The sequence below is a fragment of the Aeromonas sp. 3P genome, assembly GCF_051919745.1.
Taxonomy (GTDB): domain Bacteria; phylum Pseudomonadota; class Gammaproteobacteria; order Enterobacterales; family Aeromonadaceae; genus Aeromonas; species Aeromonas veronii.
The window spans coordinates 547,313-570,333 of record NZ_JBQBED010000001.1; the positions used below are offsets into that span (position 1 = coordinate 547,313).

Sequence of the window (23,021 nt, forward strand, 5' to 3'; positions counted from 1 at the left end):
TTCGCTTATTCGTTATTCGCTCAGACCTCGACGGCCCCCAGCAGGTAGTGGTGATGGGCGTGGACATGGCTGATGATCCGGCACATGTCGCCAAGGGCCGCTGGCGCATCCTTGATCTGGCTCTGGGCGTCTATGGTCAGGCGATAGGTCTCGCCATCCTGACGCACCCGCAGTTCGCCACCGTCAGCCAGATAGAAACCGGGGTTGCGGCTGTTGTCGAAGTCCTCGGGCAGGCTGAAGATGGTGACCTTGTCCTGATAGGGCTTGCCCTGCCACGGGCAGAACTGGGCACAGTTGCCACATTCGTTGCAGTAGGCATCCAGGTGCAGGGTCTGGAACTGGTCTTTGAAGCCCGGCACCGCGATGGCGACGTTGGCCCGGTTGGGGCAGACATCCACGCACTTGCTGCAGAGGTAGTTGCACTCGAGGCAACGGTGTGCCTCTTGCGCCACGAAGGCATCACGCTCGCTCTTGTCAACCATGGTGACGGCGATGCTCCCCTTGCGGCGGTAGATCTCGTCCTTGCCCGACGGCTGGATTGAGACCTCGGACTGACTGCCAGCGATATGCTCGCGAGAGAGCACCAGATCCGCGGCGCGGCGGGCACCGCCGATGGCACCGACGATGGAGGACGGGCCGCTCTGCACATCGCCAATCAGGAAGACGTTGCGACGGCTGGTTTCGCCGGTCTGGCTATCCACGTCCGGCCAGCCATCGCTGCCAAGGGGAATGCCCATCGCTTTCAATACCTCGCAATCAGGCTGCTCGCCGATGGCGGTGATCAGGGCATCCATCTGCATCACTTCAGTCTGCTCGGTCGGCACCGGACGGCGGCGGCCCTGCTCGTCAGGATCCCCCAGCGCCATCATCCGCACGGTCAGCTTGCCATCTTTGTCAAAACGCTCCGGATTGGTGAGGAAGCAGAAACGCACCCCATCCTCCACCGCTTCCAGATACTCCTCGCGATAGGCGGGCATCTCTTTTTCGCTGCGACGGTAGATAACGGTCACATCGCTGACACCGGGTACCTTGAGGGCGGCGCGGGCACAGTCCATGGCGGTGTTGCCGGCGCCGATCACCGCCACATGGCGGCCGAGCGGCAGCGGCTTGCCCTGATTGAAGCTGCGCAGGAAGTGGAAGGATTTGTAAATCCGCTCGTGCCCCCCATCGAGGCGCATACCGCCATTCTTGTCGGCACCGATGCCGACGAAGACATAGGTAAAGCCCTGAGCATGCAGCTTGTCGATGGTGAGCGCCGGATCGCAGCCAAACTCGAACTTGACCCCGTGAGCGGCGACAAAGTCGATGTCGTGCTGGATAAGCTCGGCCGGGATGCGGAACTCGGGGATGATGTGTTTGACCACGCCACCGGCATCGGCTTCGCGCTCGAACACGGTGACCGGGTGGCCGGCACGGGCCAGGAAGTAACCGGCGGAGAGACCAGCCGGGCCTGCACCAATAACCGCAACCGGGTGCTTGTCACCGCTGCCTGCCGGCTTGTGCCAGCGCGCCTTGTACCCTTCCCAGCCGCGCTCCAGCGCCACTTTTTTCAGCTCACGGATATTGAGCGGGCTGTCGTAATCGAGACGGGTGCAGTTGTACTGGCACTGGTGATCGCAGATATGGCTGGTGATGGCGGGCAAGGCGTTGCGCTGATAAATCAGCTCAAGGGCTGCCACATACTCTCCCTCGCCCATCAGGCGAATGTACTCGGGGATATCCTGATGCACGGCGCAGGCGGTGACGCAGGGCGCCACGTAGCAGTCGGTCAGCGGCAGGCCACCACCCACTTCGATGCGATCCTCGGACTTCCACTCCTTCTGGGTGTAATCCATGGTGAGCGCCTTGGCGGCAAGCGCCTCCAGCTTGGCCACGTCCACCTGACTCATGCCCCAGCTGTCCGACGCATCTATCTCTTTGAGGCACTCAATCTGACGCAGGTAGCCACCCGGTTTCAGCAGGTCGGTGGCCATGGTGATGGGACGAATACCGGTCTCGAAGATCTCGGCGATGTTGAACTTGCTGGCTCCGCCCGAGTATGAGATGGGCAGCTTGCCATCGAAGGCGCGGGACAGCACGGCGGCCACGTTGATGGAGAGGGGGAACAGCGCCCGGCCGGACATATACATCTCATCCCCCGGCAGCGCCCCCTTGCGGTTGATGGTGCCAAGGGTATTGGTCAGCTTGACCCCGAAGGTGAGCCCCTTCTCGGCCCCCAGCGCCATCAAGCGGGTCAGCATGGCCTTGGCCTGATCCAGCTTGAGGTCGTGATCGAACGACTCTTCACTCAGCCCAATGTAATCAAAGCCACAGGTATCGAGGATCTCGCGCACCCGCGGGTAGCCCAGCAGGGTCGGGTTCAGTTTGACGAAGGTGTTGAGCCCCTTCTCTTCCAGCATGTAGCGGCAGATGGCCTCAATCTCGTTCGGTGGGCAGCCGTGCATGGTAGAGAGGGTAACGCCATGAACCAGATTGGCCGGGATGTGCTCCACCAGCTGTTGCAGGCGATCGCGGCGCGCCCCCAGTCCCAGCTCGGTGATAAACTGCTCGTCGGCCACCAGCTCGCGTACCACCTGCTGGTACTCGGCAAATTTCGGATTGCTGCTGGCATCCATCAGGCTGTGGATGAACTGCTGCATCGGTGGCTGTTTGATGCCATCGAGGTTGTAACCCACGCTCATGTTGAAGATGAAGGACTTGGCCTCTCCGTCGAGGCGGGGGTCGAACACCTCCTCCAGCAGATAGAGGGCAAACCAAGCCTTCAGATACTCGTCAAACGCCTTGGGCAGGGTGAACTCGGTGGACCACTCTGTGTTGAAGCACTCGTCTTCGGCGTCGATGCAGGGCTTTTCCAGTTCGAGACGGTCCAGGATCTGCACCGTCTTGAGCTCGATAAAGCGCCCGCCAGTCAGCCAGGAGGTGACGATGTTCTGGGCCAACTGAGTATGGGGGCCAGCTGCCGGGCCTATGGGGGTCTCGCAGGTTTCACCGAACACCTTGATCTTGCGCTCGTCCTGCTTGCGATAGAATTGCGCGGCGGGAATACCGAAAATGCTCTGACTCTCTTTATATTCCGCGAAAATACGGGTCAGCAGGTTCTTGAACGGAACGGGTCGCATAATATCGCCCATGGCTATCTCCTTGCAGCTGTTCTGCACATTGGCAGCATGAATAAATGGGGTATCCCGCACGGGCATTACCCCTTGGCAAGGAGAGGAGCAACTATCAGGCCACTCCATCGGCAAAACTATTTTTTAGGGTAAAAGCGTGAGATGGCTCGAATTAATGAAGGCGGTTTGGCATGTCGCCATTATGATTAATGAGAGTGGTTCTCACTCACTTGAAATTTTATTCAAGGCAATGCCAGAGAAAAATGAAAAGTATCAAATCGGCAGCGATAAATATCACTTTGATAGGGTAAAAATCATCCAGCATTATCGCAAGCAAACCCCGGCCAATATGGCCGGGGTTTGCTTAAAAGTCACTGCTATATAAAAGGCGGTCGTCGCTATTTCGGTTTATCCAAAGGCTGCGAGATGACTCGGCGTTACCGCCCCGCTGGCTGCCATTGTATGCAGAGGGAGGTGGGTCCCAACGATGCGACTCAGCCCTGCTCGGTTGTAAGCTCGTCGGCAGAACGCAGCTCCAGCTCGCCGCGGATCAGCGCCTGATAGCGCTCGGGGGTATCGATATCAAAGAGGATGGCAGGACTTTCAACCGGTATGCTTCGGTGTGGGCATTGCAGCAACCAGCGGCGCACCGAACCCTGTGCTGGCGCGGCAGCCAGCTCCCTTGCGAGGGATTTTGGCAGCAAGACAGGGTGGCCCGCCTCCCCCTCATAGCTCGGGAACAGGGCGAACTCTCCGCGTGCCTGCCACAACTGTTGATAGACCTCGCGCGGGATACAGGGCAGATCCCCGTGGCTGATAAAGAGGTAGTCAGCATCGCTGGCCGCCAGAGCGCAGCGGATGGAACTGCCCAACCCCTGCTCATAGTCAGGGTTGTGGACGATGAGGATGTCTGGGCGATTTCCATAACAGGCAGCGAGCTCGGCCCTGCGATGGCCCACGACCAAAATAATCCGGGAGCAGAAGGCCAGGGCATTTTTGAGACTTGCATCAAGAATTGTCCCCGAGCCATAAGGTAGCATCATTTTCCATGCCCCCATGCGGGATGACAAACCTGCTGCGGTAATTATACAGTCACACTGTTCACGCCCCCGAGCCTGCACCTTTTCATTCACCTCGCTATTTATTTCGGTCATTGCCATGTCCTTGCCACACTCTGTTATTCACGCGTTTCCGGATATTGGTTCGCTTTTAAATCCACTGCTTGAAAATAGTGACAACCATACCACGCTAATTAGCCTTTGTGGTGCCGGCGGAAAAACCAGCACTCTGTTCTGGCTGGCGGAATATTTTTATAAGCAGGGTAAAAGGGTGCTAATTACCACCACCACCCGGATGTTTCTGCCAGCCCCGTCACACTATCGGGAATTGATTATCGAGACGGATCCCGTTCGTCAACTTACCCGCTGTCAGGCCCTGCCAGATGGCCCGACCCTGGTTGCCCTGTTCAGCCATCTCGACGAGCGCACCGGCAAGGTTGCAGGGCCGGATCTGCGCCAAATCGACCTGCTCAAAGGACAGCAGCGCTTCGATCTCATCCTGGTCGAAGCGGATGGCGCCCATCACAAGTTATTGAAAGTGCCCGCTTTGCACGAACCTTGCATTCCTCAGCACAGTGATTGGGTGATCGCCCTGACGGGCGGCGCCATGGTGGGGGCCAAGGCCGACCCGCAGCAGATCCACCGCTGGGCAGAGCTTCAGGCCCTGTGCGGGATAGAGGCCGGTGACCCCCTCGACTGGGCCCTATTTCACCAGCTGCTCTCCCACCCCGAGGGGCTGTTCAAGGGCACCCCGGCCAGGGCGCGCCGGATCTGGTTTATCAATGGGGATTATCAAAATGAGGCGTCGTGGCTCGATGAATTGATAAAGCTGCATAGCCGCCACCCCGAGATCTATGCCATCTGGCAGGGGGCGGTTCGCGAGCCACAGCCCATTCGCCACGCACTCGGTTACTTCGCTCAGGATGAGGCTCAGCCGCCTCACCCATGATGGTTTAAGGATAAGAAGAGGTACCTTATGAATCTGTTTGCACACGCAGCCCGACTGGAACAGGAGAACATTCCCTTTGCCATGGCCCAGATCATCGAGAGCCGTGGCTCCACCCCCCGCCATCAGGCCCAGATGCTGGTGATGGCTGATGGCCAGATCCTCGGCACCATCGGCGGCGGCATGATCGAGCGGCTGGTGATCGAGGAAGCGATGGCCGCCATTGCCGAGCGCAAGCCGCGCATCTTCCATGGCCGGATGGCCCGCAGCGGTGAACATGCGGTAGGGTCGGATTGCGGCGGCGCCATGTCGGTCTATATCGATGTCTATGGCCTGCGCCCCCGGCTGGTACTGATCGGTGCTGGTCACGTCAACCGGGCGCTGGCACATGCTGCGGCGACGCTGGGTTTTGATATCCATGTGGGCGACTGTTTTGAAGGGAGCCTCAACCCCGACCACTTCCCCGCAGGTACCCATCTCAAGCAGGCCGATACCATCAGCGCGGTGATCGAGGCGCTGGCCATAGAGCCCGCCAACTTCGTCATCATCGCCACCAACCATCAGGACAAGGAGGCGCTGGAGCGGCTCATCACCCGTCCCCTCGCCTATCTGGGGCTGCTCGCCAGCAAGCGCAAGGTACAGACCTTCACCCAGGCCCTGCGCCAGCAAGGGGTGAGTCAGGAGCAGTTGCAGCGGCTGCACGCCCCCATCGGCTACAACATCGGTGCCGAGACGCCCGAGGAGATCGCCATCAGCATCCTCGCCGAGCTGCTGCAGGTGAAAAACGGCAAATCGGGTGGCCTGATGCAGGATGACGTGCGCCTCAAGCGGGATCAGCTGGTGGTGATGCGCGGCTCCGGCGATATCGCCACCGGCGTGGCGCTGCGCCTGCACAATGCCGGCTTCAAGGTGGTGATGCTGGATCTCGACAAGCCCACGGTGATCCGCCGCACCGTCGCCTTCGCCCAGGGGATGTTCGACGGTGAAACCAGCGTCGAGGGTGTGCGCGCCAAGCGGGTCGAGAGCGTTGAGCAGGCGTTCGAGCAGCTGGATCGGGGCATCATTCCGCTGCTGGTTGACCCCGACTGCGCCACCCTCACCGAGCTCAAGCCCCGCTATCTGGTGGATGCCATCCTCGCCAAGCAGAACCTCGGCACCCACAAGGAGATGGCCCCCATTACGGTAGCCCTCGGCCCGGGGTTTGAGGCGGGGTGCGACTGCGATGCGGTGATCGAGACCAACCGTGGTCACCATCTGGGGCGAGTTATCTATCAGGGCCCCGCCCAGCCCAACACCGGTATTCCCGGAGTGATCGAGGGGCACTCCGCCCGCCGGGTGGTGCGCGCCCCCGCCCCCGGGGTGATGAAGAGCCTTATCAAGCTCGGTGATCTGGTGCAGGAGGGGGATGTGATCGCCCATGTGGGGGACGCCCCCATTATCGCGCCGCTCTCCGGCATGGTGCGGGGGCTGCTCAGCGATGGCATCGAGGTGACCGTCGGCTTCAAGATCGGTGACATCGACCCCAGAGGCGAGCGGGCCGACGCCACTACGGTATCGGACAAGGCACGCGCCATCGGCGGCGCCGTGCTGGAAGCCATGATGCATCTGGCCCAGCGCAGATAAGAGAGTGTTCTTAAAACCAGAAGGGCCCGCCATGATGGCAGGCCCTTTTTATTTCGTTGCCGACAATCGACTCAGCCGTGCTTGACGCGGGTCTCCCCCGCCACCGACACCACAGAGCGCTTGCCCTTGCGGCTGATGACGAGAAGCGCCAGCACGATAAGGGCGATGCCGCTCCCCTCCACCGGCCCCGGATTTTCGCCCAGCAGCCACCAGGAGAGCAGCACGCCGCTCACCGGCACCGCCAGTGTGCTGAGGCTGGCGATCCCGGCCGGCAGCTTTTTCAATACAAACAGCCAGAGGCTCCAGGCCAGCGCCGTGGCGAAGATGGCGCTGTAGGCGAGCGCACCAAACACATAGGGCTGCCAGTCGATGGGTCGCTCCGGCACCAGCGCCGCCACCACGGCCATCACCATGGTGGCGTAGATCATCTGCCAGGTGGTGAGGGACATCAGATCCACCGCGGGGTGGCGGACATACATCCGCTTGGCGATGATGGCGCTGATCCCCCAGCAGATGCCGGAAGCAATCCCCAGCAGCGCACTCTTCATGGAATCCAGATGCAGCTGCCAGGGCTCGATCACCAAGAGCAGCCCGCAAGCCGCCACCCCGACCGCCAGATAGTGGAGCTTGCGCATCCGCTCGCCGAGAAAGAGCGCCGCGAAGATCACCACCCAGAACGGCATGGTGTAGCTCAGAATAGCCACCTTGCCCGCCACGCCGCTGATCAGCGCCCACTGGGCCAACCCCACCATGCCGCAGGTTTGGAACAGGGCGATGGCGAGGGTATAGCGAAACGGGGTGGGTTTAAGATAACGGCGCCCACGCAGGGCCAATACCAGCAGCAGAACCAGAGATCCGCACAGGCAGCGCAGGGCGGTGAACTCGAAGGCCCCCGCGTAGAGCATCACCTGCTTCATCACGATCCAGCTGTAACTCCAGATGGCGGTGAGCAGGATCAATCCCACCAGCGCCGCCATATTGATCTTTCCGCTCATTTGCTTGTTACTCACCTCTTGTCACTCATTGCGCCGGGTCTGCTCTCGGCGTCTTGCCCGCGCTTGAAGGCGGTCATCTTACGCCGCTCATCCTCCGCTGACCATGGTCGCCCCGAAATGAACAAGGGGGCCGTCGGCCCCCGCAATCACACTCAACCCGAGCTGGAACGCCTAGCGGCAGATAAGGGTTCCCGTCTTGCCGGCAATGCCGTCGGCGGCCTTCTCCAGCAAGGTGATCAGGGATTTGCGCCCCGGCAGGGAGGTGGCGAACGAGAGCGCCGCCTCCACCTTGGGCAGCATGGAGCCCTTGGCAAACTGCTCCTGGGCAATAAAGCTGTTGGCATCGGCCACGCTCAACTGATCGAGCCACTGCACATCGGGCTTGCCGAAGTTGATGGCCACTTTCTCTACCGCGGTAAGGATGATCAGCATGTCGGCGTCAATCAGTTCCGCCAGCTTGGCACTGGCCCAATCCTTGTCGATCACCGCGCTGGCACCGCGCAGGTGATTGCCTTCGCGCAGCACCGGAATGCCGCCGCCACCGACGGTGATCACCACCTGACCGGCAGCCAGCATGGCTGAGACGGTCTCTTTCTCGATGATGTCGACGGGTTTGGGGGATGCGACCACCCGGCGATAGCCACGGCCGGCATCCTCTTTGAGCCGCTCGCCTTTGGCCATGAGCGCCTCGGCCTCCTCCTTGCTGAAGAAACCGCCAATGGGCTTGCTCGGGTCGAGGAAGGCTGGATCGTTCTTGTCGACCTCAACCTGAGTCACCAGAGTGGCGACCGGCTTGTGGATGCCGCGTTCCAGCAGTGCTTCGCGCAGGGCATTTTGCAGGTCATAGCCGATATAACCCTGACTCAGGGCCACACAGACCGACATGGGCAGATGGGGGGATTTTGGCTCGTGGCGGGCCGCCACTTCGAACGCCTGCTGGATCATCCCCACCTGCGGCCCGTTACCGTGGGTGACCACCACCTCGTGCCCCTGGGCGATCAGGTCGGCAATGGTGCCCGCCGTGCTCTGCACCGCCTTCATCTGCTCGGGCAAGTTGTTGCCCAGCGCATTGCCACCAAGGGCCAGTACGATTCTCTGTTTCATCTTGTTATCTCCAGTGATGGGACAAGCCGGCGCGATACCGGCCCACCTTTCGTTGTTCACATAACCTTGCTGATTTGCGTGTTTCGAACGAATTGTCAGCCTGCTACCAAGGGGCAAGGCGAGTGCAGCTCCGGCGCCAACGCCGGATCAAAGGGCGCTCTGGCCAAAAACCGGCCATGACCACGCCGCCCCAGAAACTCGCCATCGCGGGCGACTATCTCGCCGCGACTCAGGGTCATCCTGATCTGGCCGGGGCAATGCATCCCCTCGTAGGGGCTGTAGTCGCCGTTGTCGTGCAACTGTTGATGGGAAATCAGGGTGTCACCACGGGGATCCATCAGCACCAGATCGGCGTCAGATCCCGGTTGCAAGTTGCCCTTGCGCGGCCAGAGGCCAAACAGGCGCGCCGGGTTGGCACTGGTGAGGGCCACGAAGCGGGACGGCGAGATGCGCCCGCCCAATACCCCGTGGGCAAAGAGCAGCAGCATCCGGTTTTCGACCCCGGGCAAGCCGTTGGGGCAGCGGCTGAAATCGCCCCCCGAGAGGGTCATGCGCTGGGCGTGGGAGAAGTTGCAGTGATCGGTCGCCACCGTATCGATGTCACCAGCAGCGATACCGACCCACAGCTTGTCCTGCTCGCGGCGCGAGCGCAGCGGCGGGCTCAGCAGATAGTCGACCCCGTTCTCCTTGTAATAACACTGCTCATCGAGCAGCAGATATTGCGGGCAGGTCTCCACCCAGACCGGCTGGCCCTGACGGCGCGCCAGTTTCAGATACTCCAGCCCCAAGCCATTGGAGAGGTGGACGATATAGAGCGGGGCATTGCCAGCGAGCCCCGCCAGATTGATCATCCGGGCGATCGCCTCCGCCTCGCACTCCAGCGGACGGCTTTGCGGGTGATACCAGGGTTCACAGTTACCGGCGGCCAATAGGGCCGCCCGGCGCGCCGCGATGGCGGCATCATTCTCGGGATGGACGGTGGCAAGCGCCCCCACCTCTTTGAGGCGGGCCAGGGCGCGCAGCACGTCATGGTCCCCCAGCTTGTACTGGTAGGTGAGATAGAGCTTGAAGCTGCTGATCCCTTCCTCCTGCACCATGGCGGCCATCTCATTAAGGATGGCGTCATCCACATGCTGGATCACGCCATGAAAGCTGTAGTCGATCACCGCCTGATCGGCGGCGTAATCGTGATAGCGGGCCAGCTGGTGATGCAGATTGCACCCCGCCGGGCCAAATCCCATGTGATCGACGATGGTGGTGGTGCCACCACAAGCGGCGGCACGGGTACCGCTGAAAAAGTCATCGCAACTGCGGGCAATCCCGACATCGATGTTGAAATGGGTGTGGACGTCGATGCCACCCGGCATCACATAGCAGCCGCTGGCATCGATCACCTCGGTTTCGCTATCGGGCTGGATATCGGCGGCACGGGCGCGGATCACCCCGTGCTCGATCAGCAGATCCTGACGATATTCCCCCTGCGCATCGACCAGCACACCGTTTTTGATCAGCCGTTTCATCCCCACCACCTCGAACATCACTTCAAACAGCAAAGCCCCGCCTCAATGGAGACGGGGCACTTGCAACAGCTGGGCGGTGATGAGAGTCACCACCCGGCAGACCCCTTACTTGTCCAGCTCGGCCAGATAGAGCATAGGGATCACGGCGTACATGGCGGCGCACTTGACCAGATGCTCTTTCCAGGTCTTCTCGTTCGGGGCATGGGCTTCCGGCTCTTTACCCGGGCCAAAACCGATGACCGGAATACCGTGACGACCCATGATGGAGACCCCGTTGGTCGAGAAGGTCCACTTGTCCACCACCGGCTCCTTGTTGAACAGCTCGCGATAAGCCTTGGAGAGGGTTTTGACGGTGATGTGATCCTCTTCCACCTTCCAGGTCGGGAAGTAGCACTCGGTCGGGTAGACCAGACCGGTATAGGCCGGACGGTCATACTGGTACATGGAGACCTCGGCACCGGCGGCTTGCACCGCTGGCAGGGCGCGGATCTCGTCCAACGCACCTTGCCAGGTCTCGCCCCAGGTGAGACGACGGTCGATGGAGACGGCGCAGCTGTCCGCCACGGCGCAGCGGCTCGGAGAGGTGAAGAAGATCTCGGAGACGGTCAGGGTGCCCTTGCCGAGGAAGTCGTCGTTGCCGAGGTTGTGGCTGAGCTCCTGCAGCTCGCCAAGAATGGGGCCCATCTTGAAGATGGCGTTGTCACCGCGCTCCGGCGCAGAGCCGTGGCAGCTCACCCCCTGCACTTCCACCCGGATCTCCATACGGCCACGCTGGCCACGGTAGATCTGGCAGTCGGTGGGCTCGGTACTGACCACGAACTCGGGGCGGATCTTGCTCTGCTCGATGATGTACTGCCAGCAGAGGCCATCGCAATCCTCTTCCTGGACGGTACCGGTCACCAGCAGGGTGTACTGATCTTCCAGCCCCAGATCCTTGATGATCTTGCCGGCATAAACCATAGAGGCCATGCCCCCTTCCTGATCGGAGGCGCCACGGCCACCGATGATCTCGTGATCTTCCATCCCCTCATAGGGGTCGAAGGTCCAGTTGGCGCGGTTGCCGACCCCCACGGTATCGATGTGGGCATCCATGGCGATCAGGTGCGGGCCGTGACCGATATAACCCAGCACGTTACCCATGGGGTCAATCTCGACCTTGTCAAAGCCAACCTTCTCCATCTCCTGCTTGATGCGCAGCACGACGCGCTCTTCATCGCAGCTCTCGCTCGGGATGGCGATCATGTCGCGCAGGAACTGACTCATCTCGGCCTTGTACTGATAGGCCTTCTCCAACACCATTTCAAACGGAATTTGCTTGCTCATTGTGATTCTCCATAACAACTGAGAGTGCGCGGCCTGTTCGTCGGCAGCGCCCTGTGCCCGTTACCGCGCCCCGTTGGCGAGGCGCGATCAATGCTTCAATTCGTGTCTCTGCTCTCGCAGGGATTAGTCACAGCCGGGGTTAATCGCAGGCAGGATGTTTGCCTTCCCACACCACTTCCCGGTAGTGGGTCACATCGGTGTCCCCTTCGGTGTTGATGATCAGCACCACGGAGTCGCGACTTAGCCCGAGACGTTCCATCAGCGCCGCGCGATCCGGGTGGTGGCGCACCGCCGCCAGCACGCCGGTACCGACCGAGCCGGACTCACCGGAGATGATGCGCGGATCATTGCCAAGAGGGTTGCCCAGCACTCTCATCCCCAGCGCCGACACCTTGTCGTGGCAGGAGATAAACTGGGTGGTGCAGCTTCTGAGCAGTGGCCAACCGAGGGGGTTGGGTTCGCCACAGGCGAGACCGGCCATGATGGTGCGCATGTCGCCCCCCACGTTGACCATCTCCCCCGCCACGCCGGAGCGGTAGATGCAGTCGGCCTGATCCGGCTCGACTACGATACTGTGCAGGTTTTTCGCCCCGAAGCAGTCCACCAGATAACCGAGCACTCCGCCCGCCAGCGCCCCTACCCCGGCCTGCAGCAGCACGTGGGTGGGCTGCTTGATGCCCATATCCTGCATCTGCTCGACCGCTTCGTCGGCCAGAGTGGAGTAACCCTGCATGATCCAGGTCGGGATCTTGGTGTAGCCCTCCCAGGCGGTGTCCTGCACTATGTGCCAGCCGCGCTCTTCGGCCATCTTCATGGTCAGGCGCACGGTATCGTCGTAGTTCATGTCGGTGACGATGCACTCGGCACCGAGATTGAGAATGTGGTCAACCCGCTCCTGGGCTGAGCCCTTGGGCATGTAGACCACCGCATGCTGGCCCACCTGCTTGGCGGCCCAGGCAACGCCACGACCGTGGTTGCCATCCGTGGTGGTGGCGAAGGTCATCGGCTCCTTGATGGTGCGTTTGATGAGATCGAAGGAGAAGTCCTCGATGGCCACCCCGTACTTTTCACAGAGCAGGTTGGCGATGGCATAAACGCCACCCAGCATCTTGAAGGCATTGAGGCCAAAGCGCTTTGACTCGTCTTTGACCAATATATTTTTCACCCCGATATAGGCGGCCAGATCTTTTAGGTCGCACAATGGGGTCGGCTCATAACCGGCCAGTTTTTTATGAAAAGCGCGAGCCTTTTGTGCTTCGGCGCGAGAAAACAGCGGAGATGGCTCAGCGGTAAAGAAACGGTTATCGGCAATATCCATCTTCAGCGAAAATTGGGACATGCTTACCTCACTAGGCGTTACCTGACAAAGAGCTGCCTCGCCGGGAGATCCGTTATTCAGATACCACGGGGAGAAAACTCAAAATAATGGGTTCGACAGTGTGGGCAGGATGAATATTCACCCTGCCCTGCCGTTATTTATTTCACCCGCTTTTGCGCCTCTTTAATCAGATTTTCCAGGGTTTCTGCCGGGGCGGAGAATTTACGGGCCATGATCATGGCGGCGATAATATAGGGCTTCCAGCTCGCCTCTTTGTAAGTGGCGATACGGTATTTCTCGAATACCCCTTCGGTTACTTCGCCCTCTTTGCAGGAGACGCCGGAAATATCGGCGGGCAGGCAGTGCATATAGAGCGCTTCGCCCCCCTTGGTAAGCTTCATCATCTCCTCGGTGCAGTGCCAATCCTTGTGCTTAGCGTTCTGCTCCAAACAGTGTTTCTCCAGATCTTTGAGGCCAGCGTGGTCATTGGCACGCAGCAACTCGGTGCGCTGCTCCATCACCTTGTAGGGAGCCCAGGACTTGGGATAGACGATATCGGCATCCTTGAACGCCTCTTCCATGGAGGTGACCTGGCGGAAGCTGCCACCGGATGCCTTGGCATTCTCCTTGGCCACTTCGATCACGTCCGGGATCAGGTCATACCCTTCCGGATGGGCCAGGGTCACGTCCATACCGAAACGGGTCATCAGACCGATGATGCCCTGGGGCACGGAGAGCGGCTTGCCGTAGCTGGGGGAGTAGGCCCAGGTCATGGCAATCTTCTTGCCCTTGAGGCTCTCTAGGCTACCGAAGTGCTCCTGCAACCAGGCGAGATCAGCCATGGACTGGGTCGGGTGATCAATGTCGCACTGCAGGTTGACCAGTGCCGGACGCTGGGGGAGCACCCCCTTCTCGAACCCTTCATCCAGTGCCGCACCCACTTCGCGCATATAGGCGTTACCGGCACCGAGGAACATGTCGTCACGGATGCCGATGGCATCGGCGCAGAAGGAGATCATGTTGGCGGTTTCACGGACGGTTTCGCCATGGGCGATCTGGGATTTGCCCTCATCCAGATCCTGCTGGGCCAGACCGAGCAGGTTCAGCGCAGAGGCGTAAGAGAAGCGGGTTCGGGTGGAGTTATCGCGGAAAACCGAGATACCGAGCCCGCTGTTAAACAGTTTGGTGCAGATATTTTCGGCGCGCAGGGTCTTGAGGGATTCGGCCAGTTTCAATACCAGCTCCAGCTCCTGAGGGGTTTGCTCCCAGGTCAGCAGAAAATCTTTTTCATGCAGGTTGGATTTGAGTGCTCTGATCTCTTTGATTAATTCGTTAACTGCTTTCATCGTTCGCCCCAATCATTGGATGAGATATGGATAGCTCCCCTTTCACTCACGATGTCACCAGCATCCCGGTTGTGGGTGAGCGCGTCGGTTAGCGTCGATATGAGGCAATCAATAACCGTGCCAAACCAATAAAATGCAGGCAGATATTAATAAATGGCGAAAGTGTGTGATGCCACCCACAAAATCAGCGGCTATTTAAGCGGTTTATTCAATAAAAAGGTGAGCGGATCAGCCAAGCCATAAAATAGCCGAGTGATAATAATCAGAGGTGATATCTCGGCATCGGTGAGAATTATCATCAAAGGTCAGTTTCAAGGGCTGAAATGATATCAGCGGGGCTGTCGTTATCATTATGATAATGCCCGCAACACCTTTTCTCTTGGAATGAACTCTCCAGCGTTTACACTGCTGCTATCTCGCCTCCCCTGCACTCCCGTATCACCTCTCGCCTTATCTTCCGGCCACATCGCTGGGCGCGGTTGGCCCAAGGTGCTAACGTGAATACGCCAGCTGCGCATCTGTCTCGGATGCTCAGAAGAGGCCGACGTTCACTGCCGCAACTGCGCGGAAGAACCTGCATGACTTACATCTTTGAGGGATTATCTATGTCCAGGAATGCTGCTCTGCTCATCACCCTGACCCTGCTCGGGATCACCCCTGCCCACGCCATCAGTGCCAAATATGCCGAGCAACTGGAGCGATCCGGCTGCACCCAGGTTACCGAGGCGCAGGGCTGTGACATTCACAAAACCAAAGCGGAAAATGCCAAGGCGGGATTTGGCACGGCCGCCCCTGCAGCAGAGGGCGGTCTGAATCTGAGCTATGAGCAGAAGCTGGAGCGCTCGGGCTGCACTCAGGTGAGCGAGCTCAATGGCTGCGATATCAACAAAACCAAGGCTGAGAACGCGGCTGCCGGTGTTGGCAATGCTCCGGCCGCGGCAACCAGCGCCAGCCCCTATGAAGGCAACTGGATCGCCACCTTCCCTCAAACAGGCGCCACCGTGGCCAATATCCGCATCGATGGCAAGGATCAGGTGTGGGTCAACGACAAGAAGGTCAATGCCAAGAAATCCGATGGCGCGCTGGTGTTCAAGGATGGCATGGTCATCTACACCATTCAGGGGGATCGCCGCATCAAGGGTGAAGATGGCTGGGTCGATAATGATGCTGGCACCAAGGGGCCCATCAACGCGAAGTAAACAGCTGACCACGAAATGACGGGGAGCGCGGGCTCCCCGTTTCACACCTGATTGCCCATCTCTTCCAATGACCAGCTCCGCCAGTGAGGGGCCAGAATCAATACCTCCTGCTCCAGCCAAGTCCCGTCTGTGATCAGTTTCTCAAGCCAGGGAACGCCTGCCGACGCGCCATGACCATCAACCTGATCAGCCTGCGTCGTCAAACGCCAGGGCACCTTGCCACTGTCCGTTGCAAAGGTGCGAACAGGGCGGGCATAGTGATCCAGATAAGGCCGCAACTCACAGGGAAGCCAGAGCATGGCCGGTCGATTTAGCTCGCGCGCCAGCTCGACGGCAATATCGATACCCCGTTGATCGAGATCGCCGAAATGGGCCCACTGCACGCCCGCAGGCAGCAGCGGGATCAGCTGTTTGGCCAGGGTGGTATTGCGACCGGGTGCAAAAAGCAGCAGTTGCCCGGGTTGCAGCGGGTAGTCGACAAAGGCCCCCTTGTTTTCCACCGTAATGACCCGCTCCCCTTGCCAGCCGATGGCCGCCAGCGTGCCCAGAGTCCGCTCCGGCAACGCCAATTCCCCCAGCAGCGCCATCATTGCCGTCATATCGTGCTGCTGACCTTGCCGATCGACCAATGAGAGAGGTTCGAGGGTACGGATGCGGATCACCTCATCTTGAGTTAGCGACAAGTCCGCAAGCAGTGGCGCTGCAAGGGATGCTGATCGCGGATGCTTGCTATCCCCATGCCAGAGGGCATAAAAGCAGGCCTGATTGAGCCGCGCAGGCAAACTCACTCCCATTCGTTGCAGCTGCTCACCCTTGTCCTGTTCCGGGGGCGCCACCAACGCCAGCTGCCCGAGCAAATAAGTCCGCCCCGCGTCGGTCAACACATAATGAGCACCTCGGCCAACCGGCTTGATCCCGGCCACTGCCTGCAACAGATCCTTCAACTCGCGTCATGCCGACTCTCAAGGGTGCAGCCCTTTCCGTTCTGGCTATCGAGCAACCGTGCACACAAATCCTGTACCCGCATCTCATCAAACAGCGACATCCTCACCTCTCCATGTGGCTTCATATGACGAAGTAGAGGTGATTTTCCCTGCCATTACCGTGACCGGCTTCGCAAGCGGTTCTTATCAGCCCCGCCATGCATGGCCCGTTACTGGTAAACCCGCCACAAAGGGCGCAAGCTGGTTTGATATAGAGATACGCTGCACTCTTCGCGGCACGACAACGCGATACCCGCTTTCACAAGGGCTTGCCATGACCGACGCCACAGACCCCTCGCCATCCTCTTCCTGGCATCTTTCGGATATCCGCGAGCTGGCGCACCTGCTGACTCTGGCGCTGCCCGCCGCGGTAGAGATCACCGAAGCGGTACATCAGGCGGTACTGAGCGGTATGGGGCTCAAGGGACGGGATGAGGGAAAAACAGCCGGGATCACCGGACTGGTCTACAAGAGGGTACATGGCGCCGCCAACACCCTGGGCAGCGGCATCAACCATCTGCTCAGCCGCCTGCCAGCCACACCACCGCCCCACCAGATCCCCGAAACACCGAAACGTGCGGCCCTGATCGCCACGCTCAACGGCGTGTTGGGGGACAAGCTGGTCGAACACCACAATGCTCTCGCCACCCCCATGACTCTGCGCTATCAGGGCAAGCCCCTCGATTGGCAGGCGATGCCAAAGGATCTACCCCGCGAGGGACGGGTGCTGCTGATGATCCATGGCCTCTGCATGAACGATCTGCAGTGGCAGACCGAGCATCAAGGCAAACCGGTCAATCACGGGGAGCAACTTGCCGCCGCGCTTGGCTATCAGCCTCTTTACCTGCGCTACAACTCGGGCCTGCCCATTGCACAAAACGGACAGGCGCTGGCCCTGTTGCTGGAGCAGCTGTTCGCCCACTGGCCGGGAGAGCTCAAAGAGATAACGATAATGGGCTACAGCATGGGGGGACTGGTTGCACGCAGCGCCTGCCACCATGCTGGCGTGGCCGGGCTCACCTGGCCTGCGCACCTTGCCAACCTGATATTTCTTGGCACACCACACCACGGCGCACCGCTCGAACATGCAGGTCACTGGCTGGAACAGTTGCTGCCCGCTACCGCCTACAGCGAGCCCTTCGTCAGACTGGCGCGGCTGCGCAGTGCTGGCATCAAGGATTTACGCCACGGCAAGGTGATCGATGCCGTTGCCCCACCCGACCCCGCCGTCCCCTCACAGGACCCACGCGCGCCACTCCCATTGCCCGGCGGCGTCAACTGCTATGCCATTGCCGCGACCACAGCCGCCAAGCGCAGCCTGCTGGCCGACCGGCTGATTGGCGATGGACTGGTGCCGCTACGCAGCGCCCTCGGCCAGCACAACGAAGCGCGCCATCTGCTGGCTTTTCTTCCTGCCCATACCCTGATTGTCTATCGCACCAGTCATATGGCCCTGCTCGCCAGCCCGCAGGTTGGCCAGCAACTGCTGCGCTGGCTCAGCCCCTTGCAGTTATAGCGAGCTGGCTATTAAAGCAACAGAGTGCTGGTTCACAAAGAAGCCCTGTGGCACTCTGGGACGTCAAAGGGAAGACCCACACTGACACCTCATGTGTCCCCACGGCAAAGGAGCGCCACCGATGGCCAAAGCAAGCAAGAAAGAGATCAAGAAGAAGATCGCCGCTCGTCTTGAGAAAATTGCCAAGCATGAAGGCAAGATCAAGAAGCTGAAGAAGGCCCTGAAGTAGGGCCCATCGCATAAGAAAACCGCCAGCTGGCGGTTTTTTCATCCTCCTTTTCGCCCCTTTCCCATCTCTTTTGATACCAATGGCCTTGATGTAAACGCCTAAAGTGCACCTCAGCAAAACAACCCGACTGAAGCCACGCACGTTCTCATCGCTGATATTTGGTCTAACAGCGCCAATCGGGCGCCGCGCGTGCCCATGCCAGCAACTACCTTCAACGGAGTGTTTGATATGAGCCAGCAGTGGAGCGCCATATGTTCTCTTACACCCTCACCTTCAAAGATGATGTCGACCGCCTGACCGCCCCCGAGCAGGAGGTCTCCTTGCAAAGCCCTGCCCAGGCGGGCGATTTCCTTATCCTCTCCGACGGTAGCCGCCATCAGGTGATGTTTGTCACCCACAGGGCTAACTACAGCAGCCTCTATCTCGATAAAGGGGTCAGGGTGCCGCAAAGCTAGCAAAGCTCATTCTTCAGTTTGCGAAAGCAAAGAGCGGCACCTGGCTGCTCTTTGGTCTCTCTTTATGTGGATTTGCTGTCACAGCACCTTGATCACCGGTTGGTGCACTATCTCGACGTCGTCTTTATAGACCACCAGCTCACCCGGTGGCACGCCTCGCTCACCCAATACGGTGACAACGCACTCGTAGCGATAGGGGCCGCTCGTGAAGAGATAGGTATGATTGCCCCCCGTCCCCTCCACCCTGACGGTGCCATTTTTCAACACCAGATCCGGCTTGTCGGCGAGCGTCTTGCCCTTGGCCCAGGAGGCGTAGCGATAGTGGCCATCGTCCAACTCGTCGATGCGGATGGTAAATTTCTCGGTCTGCCACATCAGCTCGGGGCTCTTGTACTCCCGCACACTGGGATGCAGACCGCTCTTCTGCCTGGCGATAAGCTCGGCTTTCAATTTGGCGGCCTGTGCAGTCTGATGATTGATACCGATGACCTTGCCATCAAAGTCCATCCAGACCTCACCACTGCCCAGCATAATGCCTCGCCAGCCCATGGTCTGCCAATCCTGCCCGACCCGGGAGGTAGCAATGCTTTTTAATATAGCGTCATCAAATACCTCGCCAAATCGGGTCAGCATCTCCGCCGGGGTTTTGATGGCGGGAATGGGATACTCCTGCTTGAAGGGGTACTTCATCTGGTTGGCAAGGGCCTGATGATCCCGGGCTTCTGCCGCATCGACCAACTGCTGCACAAAGGGGCGATATTCGGCCGGCAGCTGCTCCTCGTCGGCTGATACGGGGAGGGCTACCCATAATGTTCCCAGCAGCAAGGCAGCCCATAAACCATAGCGCCCCTGCTCTCCTTTGTTATTGCGGCTAAACAGTGCCCTGACATTCCATTTTGCCACTTTCATTCTGCCTGCTCCCCACATAACTAAAACGGCCAGCCACTATCCGCAGACATTAGCTGGCGGACTTGAGCGATTTTTTAACTCGTTTGAGTGCCATCTGCCGCTTGAGCGGTGACAGGTAATCAATGAACAAGTTGCCATCCAGATGATCAATTTCATGCTGCATGACAATGGCCAAAAAATCGCTGCTCTCGATGGTGATCGGATTGCCTTTTCGATCCAGTGCAGATACTACCACCGAGCTGTAACGCTCGACATCCGCGTAGTAATCCGGCACGGAGAGACAGCCCTCTTGTCCAAGCACCTTTTCAGTACCGCTTATCACTTGTGGATTAATCAAAACCAGCGGCTGATCCCTGCTCTCGGACAAGTCGATAATAACGACGGCCTCTTTACGCCCGACTTGAGTCGCGGCCAAACCAATCCCGTTTTCCGTCGCATACAGGGTCTCCAACATGTCATCGATCAGCCCCTGTACGGCAGCAATATCCTCAACCCGCTCGGCCTTGAGCCTCAACCTGGGGTCGGGAGCCGTCAAAATATTCAAAATCGCCATCACAACTCTCCATTAACCACTTTTTTCAATCCGAGGTCACAGCCCAACGGCCGGGACATGGAGACAAACTCTTGATCCTCTTCGACCACGTTGTAACCAAGGCGCTCATAAAACCGTATCGCCCCATGGTTGTCTGTGAAGCTGGACAAGGTGACCCGGCATTTGCCCTCACGCTCAGCCTCCTGATGCAGCCGCTCCATCACGGCAGCGCCAAGATGTCGCCCCTGATACTGAGGGAAAATGATCAGCAGATGAACATGCTGGGCATCCTCATATGGCTTGCTACATAACAGACCAATGCGCTCTCCCCCATGCTGGATCCACGAAAACCATTGCGGCAGATAGGAGCTGGCTAGCCGTTCGCGTTGAAATTGGTCATCCCAGCCAAAGAGCGACTCAACATAGGGAAAAATCCCCTGTTTCACGGCAGTAAAGACCTGCTCAAATTCATTTTGCGACACATCAATCAGCTCAATATCCATCTCTTTCCCTGCTCAAGCCATATTGGATACGCTGTTAGCGCACAAGCAGCCTATTACGATTTTTCCAAACGGCTGCAGATTCAGAAGCATCACGAGCGGTCACAACACCTCAACCTTTACCTTGATAACACCTTCGCGAATGTTGGCGATGGAGCCGAAGGCTGATTTGGAGAGATCGATAATTCGCCCGCTTTTAAAGGCGCCGCGGTCATTGACCTTGACCACTACGCTCTTGCCATTGGCGAGGTTGGTCACCCGCACCATGGAGCCAAAGGGCAATTCCATATGGGCGGCGCTATTGAGGTTGTTGCGATAGAGCTCGCCGCTGGCAGTCTTTTTACCGTGATAGCGGTCGGCATAATAGCTGGCATAACCGGTCTCGCTATAGCCGCGCCAGCTGCCGCCGTGACGCTCGTCATAACGGCTGCTACAGGCTACAAGTAGCAAACAGAGTGTTATTACTAGAGTGTATGGAGATGGTATTCACCTGACAGTTGCCCACAAAAGGGAGTGGTCATACGGCTTCAAACCGGATAACAAAACGGTACCCCTACCGTGTTATCCGGAGTCACCGTATGACCACCAACGAGAAAGTAGCACGTCGTAAACTCAGCCTGCTAGAGCTCGCCAAAGAGCTCAATAACGTCAGCAAAGCCTGCAAGCTCATCGGCTACAGCCGCCAGCAGTTCTACGAGATTCGCCGTAACTACCAGACCTATGGCGCCGAGGGCTTGCTCGACAAACTGCCCGGCTGTAAAGGGGCTCATCCCAACCGGGTCGCTCCCGAGATTGAGCAGGCCATCCTCGATTACTCCCTCACCAGGCCTACTCACGGCCCGCTGCGGGTCGCGCAAGAACTGGCTTTGCAAGGCATCAACGTCAGTGCCGGCGGCGTGCGTGGCGTGTGGCAACGTCACGATTTGCTCTCCAAACACGACCGCTTGTTACGTCTCGAGAAAACCCATCGGGAACAAACGATTGAGCTCAATGACGAGCAAATTCGCCTGCTCGAGCGATTCAGTCCCGAGTTCCGAGAACGCCAGATTGAGGTCCACTACACCGGGGAACTGGTGGCGGTCGACACCTTCTTCGTCGGCGCGCTCAAGGGGGTCGGTAAGGTGTATCTGCAAACCGTGCTGGACTGCTATAGCCGCCACGCCTGGGGGCGGCTCTACACCAGCAAGCTGCCCATCACCTCGGTCCATGTGCTCAACGAAACAGTGCTGCCATTCTTTGAAACCCACGAGGCACGGGTCTATACCATCCTGTCGGACAACGGGCGCGAGTTCTGCGGGCGCCCTGACCATCATCCCTACGAGCTGTTCCTGCAACTGGAGGGGATTGAGCACCGAACCACCAAGGTGCGCAGGCCGCAGAGCAACGGCTTTATCGAGCGGCTACATCGAACCTTGCTGGATGAACACTTCCGTATCAAGGGGAGAACGACTTGGTATGAGTCGGTGGAGCAGATGCAGACAGACCTGGATAGCTACCTGGAACACTACAACACCGAGCGGCCACATCAGGGCAGGATGATGGAGGGTCAGACCCCCTACAGCATGTTCAAGAAGGGTCTGAAATTGATACCGAAGGAAGTGCGCACTAAAGTAGCGTAAACAAGACACCGGTTTGAGGCCGGTGTCAGGTGATAACTAGATCTGTACAACTAGAGTTTCTCCCACTCTATTATGCATAACATTATCCTTGTTAAATAAAGCATCTAACATGAAATTATTTATCTATACTTTCATTTATGAAATCATTCAATGTTTTATCAATATTCTTACAAAAAACCTGATACTCATCATAAACACAACCAGATAGCGGAAGCTCTGGATTTATTTTATTATCTATGTGATGTCTGATATGCCAACGAGCCATGCAAATGTTCGTATAAATCGTTCTATATCTATCCATCCAGATGTTAAGCTTGCTTCGTTCTATTCCCCCGTTACTAAAAACCTCATCTCTAAAAACTCTAGTTTCACCAACCAAATATGACAACTCATTATTAATATCATCCAAATACCCATGAATAATTTGATATGATACTCGTTGGGAGCGATTAAGATGGATGGCGACATCAACAAAAAAACCATTAAAAACACAAGCTCTTATCTTGCTTGGAAATGCACCGCCAAACTCTTTATTACAGATATGCTTTATATTTCCCTCTAGAGTTAATTGTGAATTTTCTAACTGAGCATCAATATCGGAAAGCTCAAGAAACATATTATTTTTAATTCTATTTCTATTGATGCGAGCCTGTATAAATGCATAGAACTGAGCGGACAGAAATCCGACTATGGCTGTGACAATTGGCAGAACAACATCTTTGTCTATCACCATAAT

20 protein-coding genes and 1 pseudogene are annotated in these 23,021 nt (G+C 58.3%); 7 read left to right on the forward strand and 14 right to left on the reverse strand.

The genetic code is table 11. The features are described from left to right. Nucleotides 1-20: 20 nt before the first annotated feature. Complete coding sequence (gene ygfK / locus ACTG19_RS02415) at nt 21-3,131, reverse strand: putative selenate reductase subunit YgfK (protein ID WP_439988680.1); 3,111 nt, start codon at nt 3,129-3,131, stop codon at nt 21-23. 136 nt (nt 3,132-3,267) lie between these two features. Between ygfK and ACTG19_RS02420 the strand changes: the two genes are divergently transcribed. Beyond that, nucleotides 3,268-3,495, forward strand: a complete 228-nt coding sequence (locus ACTG19_RS02420; RefSeq protein ID WP_124242039.1) for a hypothetical protein — start codon at nt 3,268-3,270, stop codon at nt 3,493-3,495. 109 nt (nt 3,496-3,604) lie between these two features. Here ACTG19_RS02420 and mocA read toward each other — a convergent pair whose 3' ends face one another. After that, entirely contained in the window at nt 3,605-4,270 is a 666-nt protein-coding gene (gene mocA / locus ACTG19_RS02425; protein ID WP_439988681.1) for a molybdenum cofactor cytidylyltransferase, read from the reverse strand. Here mocA and yqeC point away from each other — a divergent pair. Further along, a complete protein-coding gene (gene yqeC / locus ACTG19_RS02430; protein ID WP_439988682.1) occupies nt 4,269-5,117 on the forward strand; it encodes a selenium cofactor biosynthesis protein YqeC in 849 nt (282 codons plus the stop codon). The two genes, mocA and yqeC, sit on opposite strands and share 2 nt — an antisense overlap. A gap of 27 nt (nt 5,118-5,144) precedes the next feature. Continuing rightward, entirely contained in the window at nt 5,145-6,737 is a 1,593-nt protein-coding gene (yqeB, locus tag ACTG19_RS02435) for a selenium-dependent molybdenum cofactor biosynthesis protein YqeB (protein WP_439988683.1), read from the forward strand. A 71-nt stretch (nt 6,738-6,808) separates the two neighbouring features. On the opposite strand, the gene ACTG19_RS02440 is transcribed toward yqeB, so the two are convergent. The 6 genes from ACTG19_RS02440 to ygeW form a co-directional block, all read right to left on the reverse strand. Continuing rightward, entirely contained in the window at nt 6,809-7,732 is a 924-nt protein-coding gene (locus ACTG19_RS02440; protein WP_439988684.1) for a DMT family transporter, read from the reverse strand. 171 nt (nt 7,733-7,903) lie between these two features. Then, nucleotides 7,904-8,836, reverse strand: coding sequence for a carbamate kinase (arcC, locus tag ACTG19_RS02445; RefSeq protein ID WP_113740019.1), 933 nt, complete (start codon nt 8,834-8,836; stop codon nt 7,904-7,906). A gap of 95 nt (nt 8,837-8,931) precedes the next feature. Further along, on the reverse strand, nt 8,932-10,356 hold the full coding sequence (gene hydA, locus ACTG19_RS02450; RefSeq protein WP_201989525.1) for a dihydropyrimidinase: 1,425 nt from the start codon (nt 10,354-10,356) through the stop codon (nt 8,932-8,934). 105 nt (nt 10,357-10,461) lie between these two features. Then, the gene (locus tag ACTG19_RS02455; protein ID WP_042011253.1) at nt 10,462-11,679 is read right to left on the reverse strand and encodes a YgeY family selenium metabolism-linked hydrolase; all 1,218 of its coding nucleotides are present in this window, start codon (nt 11,677-11,679) and stop codon (nt 10,462-10,464) included. 139 nt (nt 11,680-11,818) lie between these two features. Further along, a complete protein-coding gene (gene dpaL, locus ACTG19_RS02460) occupies nt 11,819-13,018 on the reverse strand; it encodes a diaminopropionate ammonia-lyase (protein ID WP_113740018.1) in 1,200 nt (399 codons plus the stop codon). Nucleotides 13,019-13,155: 137 nt separating this feature from the next. After that, the gene (ygeW, locus tag ACTG19_RS02465; RefSeq protein ID WP_043820254.1) at nt 13,156-14,343 is read right to left on the reverse strand and encodes a knotted carbamoyltransferase YgeW; all 1,188 of its coding nucleotides are present in this window, start codon (nt 14,341-14,343) and stop codon (nt 13,156-13,158) included. Between the two features lie 605 nt (nt 14,344-14,948). Between ygeW and ACTG19_RS02470 the strand changes: the two genes are divergently transcribed. Then, nucleotides 14,949-15,542 carry a hypothetical protein gene (locus ACTG19_RS02470; protein ID WP_113740017.1) on the forward strand — a complete coding sequence of 198 codons (594 nt, stop codon included), beginning with the start codon at nt 14,949-14,951 and terminating at the stop codon, nt 15,540-15,542. A gap of 41 nt (nt 15,543-15,583) precedes the next feature. Here the strand turns inward: ACTG19_RS02470 and ACTG19_RS02475 are convergent. Next, a pseudogene (locus ACTG19_RS02475) lies at nt 15,584-16,587 on the reverse strand (Wadjet anti-phage system protein JetD domain-containing protein). 212 nt (nt 16,588-16,799) lie between these two features. Here ACTG19_RS02475 and ACTG19_RS02480 point away from each other — a divergent pair. Further along, nucleotides 16,800-18,041 (forward strand): esterase/lipase family protein, encoded by a 1,242-nt coding sequence (locus ACTG19_RS02480; RefSeq protein ID WP_113740016.1) that lies wholly within the window; start codon nt 16,800-16,802, stop codon nt 18,039-18,041. Nucleotides 18,042-18,521: 480 nt separating this feature from the next. Beyond that, on the forward strand, nt 18,522-18,725 hold the full coding sequence (locus ACTG19_RS02485; RefSeq protein WP_033113256.1) for a hypothetical protein: 204 nt from the start codon (nt 18,522-18,524) through the stop codon (nt 18,723-18,725). 78 nt (nt 18,726-18,803) lie between these two features. On the opposite strand, the gene ACTG19_RS02490 is transcribed toward ACTG19_RS02485, so the two are convergent. From ACTG19_RS02490 to ACTG19_RS02505, 4 genes are all read right to left on the reverse strand, one after another. Continuing rightward, a complete protein-coding gene (locus tag ACTG19_RS02490) occupies nt 18,804-19,634 on the reverse strand; it encodes a hypothetical protein (protein ID WP_113740015.1) in 831 nt (276 codons plus the stop codon). A gap of 49 nt (nt 19,635-19,683) precedes the next feature. Continuing rightward, nucleotides 19,684-20,187, reverse strand: coding sequence for a peptide deformylase (gene def, locus ACTG19_RS02495; RefSeq protein ID WP_033113258.1), 504 nt, complete (start codon nt 20,185-20,187; stop codon nt 19,684-19,686). Continuing rightward, nucleotides 20,187-20,669, reverse strand: coding sequence for a GNAT family N-acetyltransferase (locus tag ACTG19_RS02500; RefSeq protein WP_113740014.1), 483 nt, complete (start codon nt 20,667-20,669; stop codon nt 20,187-20,189). The genes def and ACTG19_RS02500 overlap by 1 nt, the downstream gene beginning before the upstream one ends. A gap of 99 nt (nt 20,670-20,768) precedes the next feature. Beyond that, entirely contained in the window at nt 20,769-21,152 is a 384-nt protein-coding gene (locus tag ACTG19_RS02505) for a septal ring lytic transglycosylase RlpA family protein (protein WP_439989587.1), read from the reverse strand. Between the two features lie 92 nt (nt 21,153-21,244). Here ACTG19_RS02505 and ACTG19_RS02510 point away from each other — a divergent pair, with 92 nt between their 5' ends. Further along, nucleotides 21,245-22,285, forward strand: coding sequence for an IS481-like element ISAs19 family transposase (locus tag ACTG19_RS02510; protein WP_101615945.1), 1,041 nt, complete (start codon nt 21,245-21,247; stop codon nt 22,283-22,285). A gap of 115 nt (nt 22,286-22,400) precedes the next feature. On the opposite strand, the gene ACTG19_RS02515 is transcribed toward ACTG19_RS02510, so the two are convergent. Then, nucleotides 22,401-23,018, reverse strand: coding sequence for a hypothetical protein (locus tag ACTG19_RS02515; protein WP_162628425.1), 618 nt, complete (start codon nt 23,016-23,018; stop codon nt 22,401-22,403). Nucleotides 23,019-23,021 lie beyond the last annotated feature (3 nt).

Excerpts from the sequence above, each read along its gene's own strand:
- ACTG19_RS02470 (WP_113740017.1), top strand. The coding sequence starts at position 14,949 with ATGTCCAGGAATGCTGCTCTGCTCATCACCCTGACCCTGCTCGGGATC.
- ACTG19_RS02485 (WP_033113256.1), top strand. The coding sequence starts at position 18,522 with ATGTTCTCTTACACCCTCACCTTCAAAGATGATGTCGACCGCCTGACC.
- yqeC (WP_439988682.1), top strand. The coding sequence starts at position 4,269 with ATGTCCTTGCCACACTCTGTTATTCACGCGTTTCCGGATATTGGTTCG.
- yqeB (WP_439988683.1), top strand. The coding sequence starts at position 5,145 with ATGAATCTGTTTGCACACGCAGCCCGACTGGAACAGGAGAACATTCCC.
- def (WP_033113258.1), bottom strand. The coding sequence starts at position 20,187 with ATGGCGATTTTGAATATTTTGACGGCTCCCGACCCCAGGTTGAGGCTC.
- ACTG19_RS02480 (WP_113740016.1), top strand. The coding sequence starts at position 16,800 with ATGACCGACGCCACAGACCCCTCGCCATCCTCTTCCTGGCATCTTTCG.
- ygeW (WP_043820254.1), bottom strand. The coding sequence starts at position 14,343 with ATGAAAGCAGTTAACGAATTAATCAAAGAGATCAGAGCACTCAAATCC.
- ACTG19_RS02515 (WP_162628425.1), bottom strand. The coding sequence starts at position 23,018 with ATGGTGATAGACAAAGATGTTGTTCTGCCAATTGTCACAGCCATAGTC.
- dpaL (WP_113740018.1), bottom strand. The coding sequence starts at position 13,018 with ATGTCCCAATTTTCGCTGAAGATGGATATTGCCGATAACCGTTTCTTT.
- ACTG19_RS02510 (WP_101615945.1), top strand. The coding sequence starts at position 21,245 with ATGACCACCAACGAGAAAGTAGCACGTCGTAAACTCAGCCTGCTAGAG.
- ACTG19_RS02440 (WP_439988684.1), bottom strand. The coding sequence starts at position 7,732 with ATGAGCGGAAAGATCAATATGGCGGCGCTGGTGGGATTGATCCTGCTC.
- ACTG19_RS02490 (WP_113740015.1), bottom strand. The coding sequence starts at position 19,634 with ATGAAAGTGGCAAAATGGAATGTCAGGGCACTGTTTAGCCGCAATAAC.
- arcC (WP_113740019.1), bottom strand. The coding sequence starts at position 8,836 with ATGAAACAGAGAATCGTACTGGCCCTTGGTGGCAATGCGCTGGGCAAC.
- ACTG19_RS02455 (WP_042011253.1), bottom strand. The coding sequence starts at position 11,679 with ATGAGCAAGCAAATTCCGTTTGAAATGGTGTTGGAGAAGGCCTATCAG.
- ACTG19_RS02500 (WP_113740014.1), bottom strand. The coding sequence starts at position 20,669 with ATGGATATTGAGCTGATTGATGTGTCGCAAAATGAATTTGAGCAGGTC.
- ygfK (WP_439988680.1), bottom strand. The coding sequence starts at position 3,131 with ATGGGCGATATTATGCGACCCGTTCCGTTCAAGAACCTGCTGACCCGT.
- mocA (WP_439988681.1), bottom strand. The coding sequence starts at position 4,270 with ATGGCAATGACCGAAATAAATAGCGAGGTGAATGAAAAGGTGCAGGCT.
- hydA (WP_201989525.1), bottom strand. The coding sequence starts at position 10,356 with ATGAAACGGCTGATCAAAAACGGTGTGCTGGTCGATGCGCAGGGGGAA.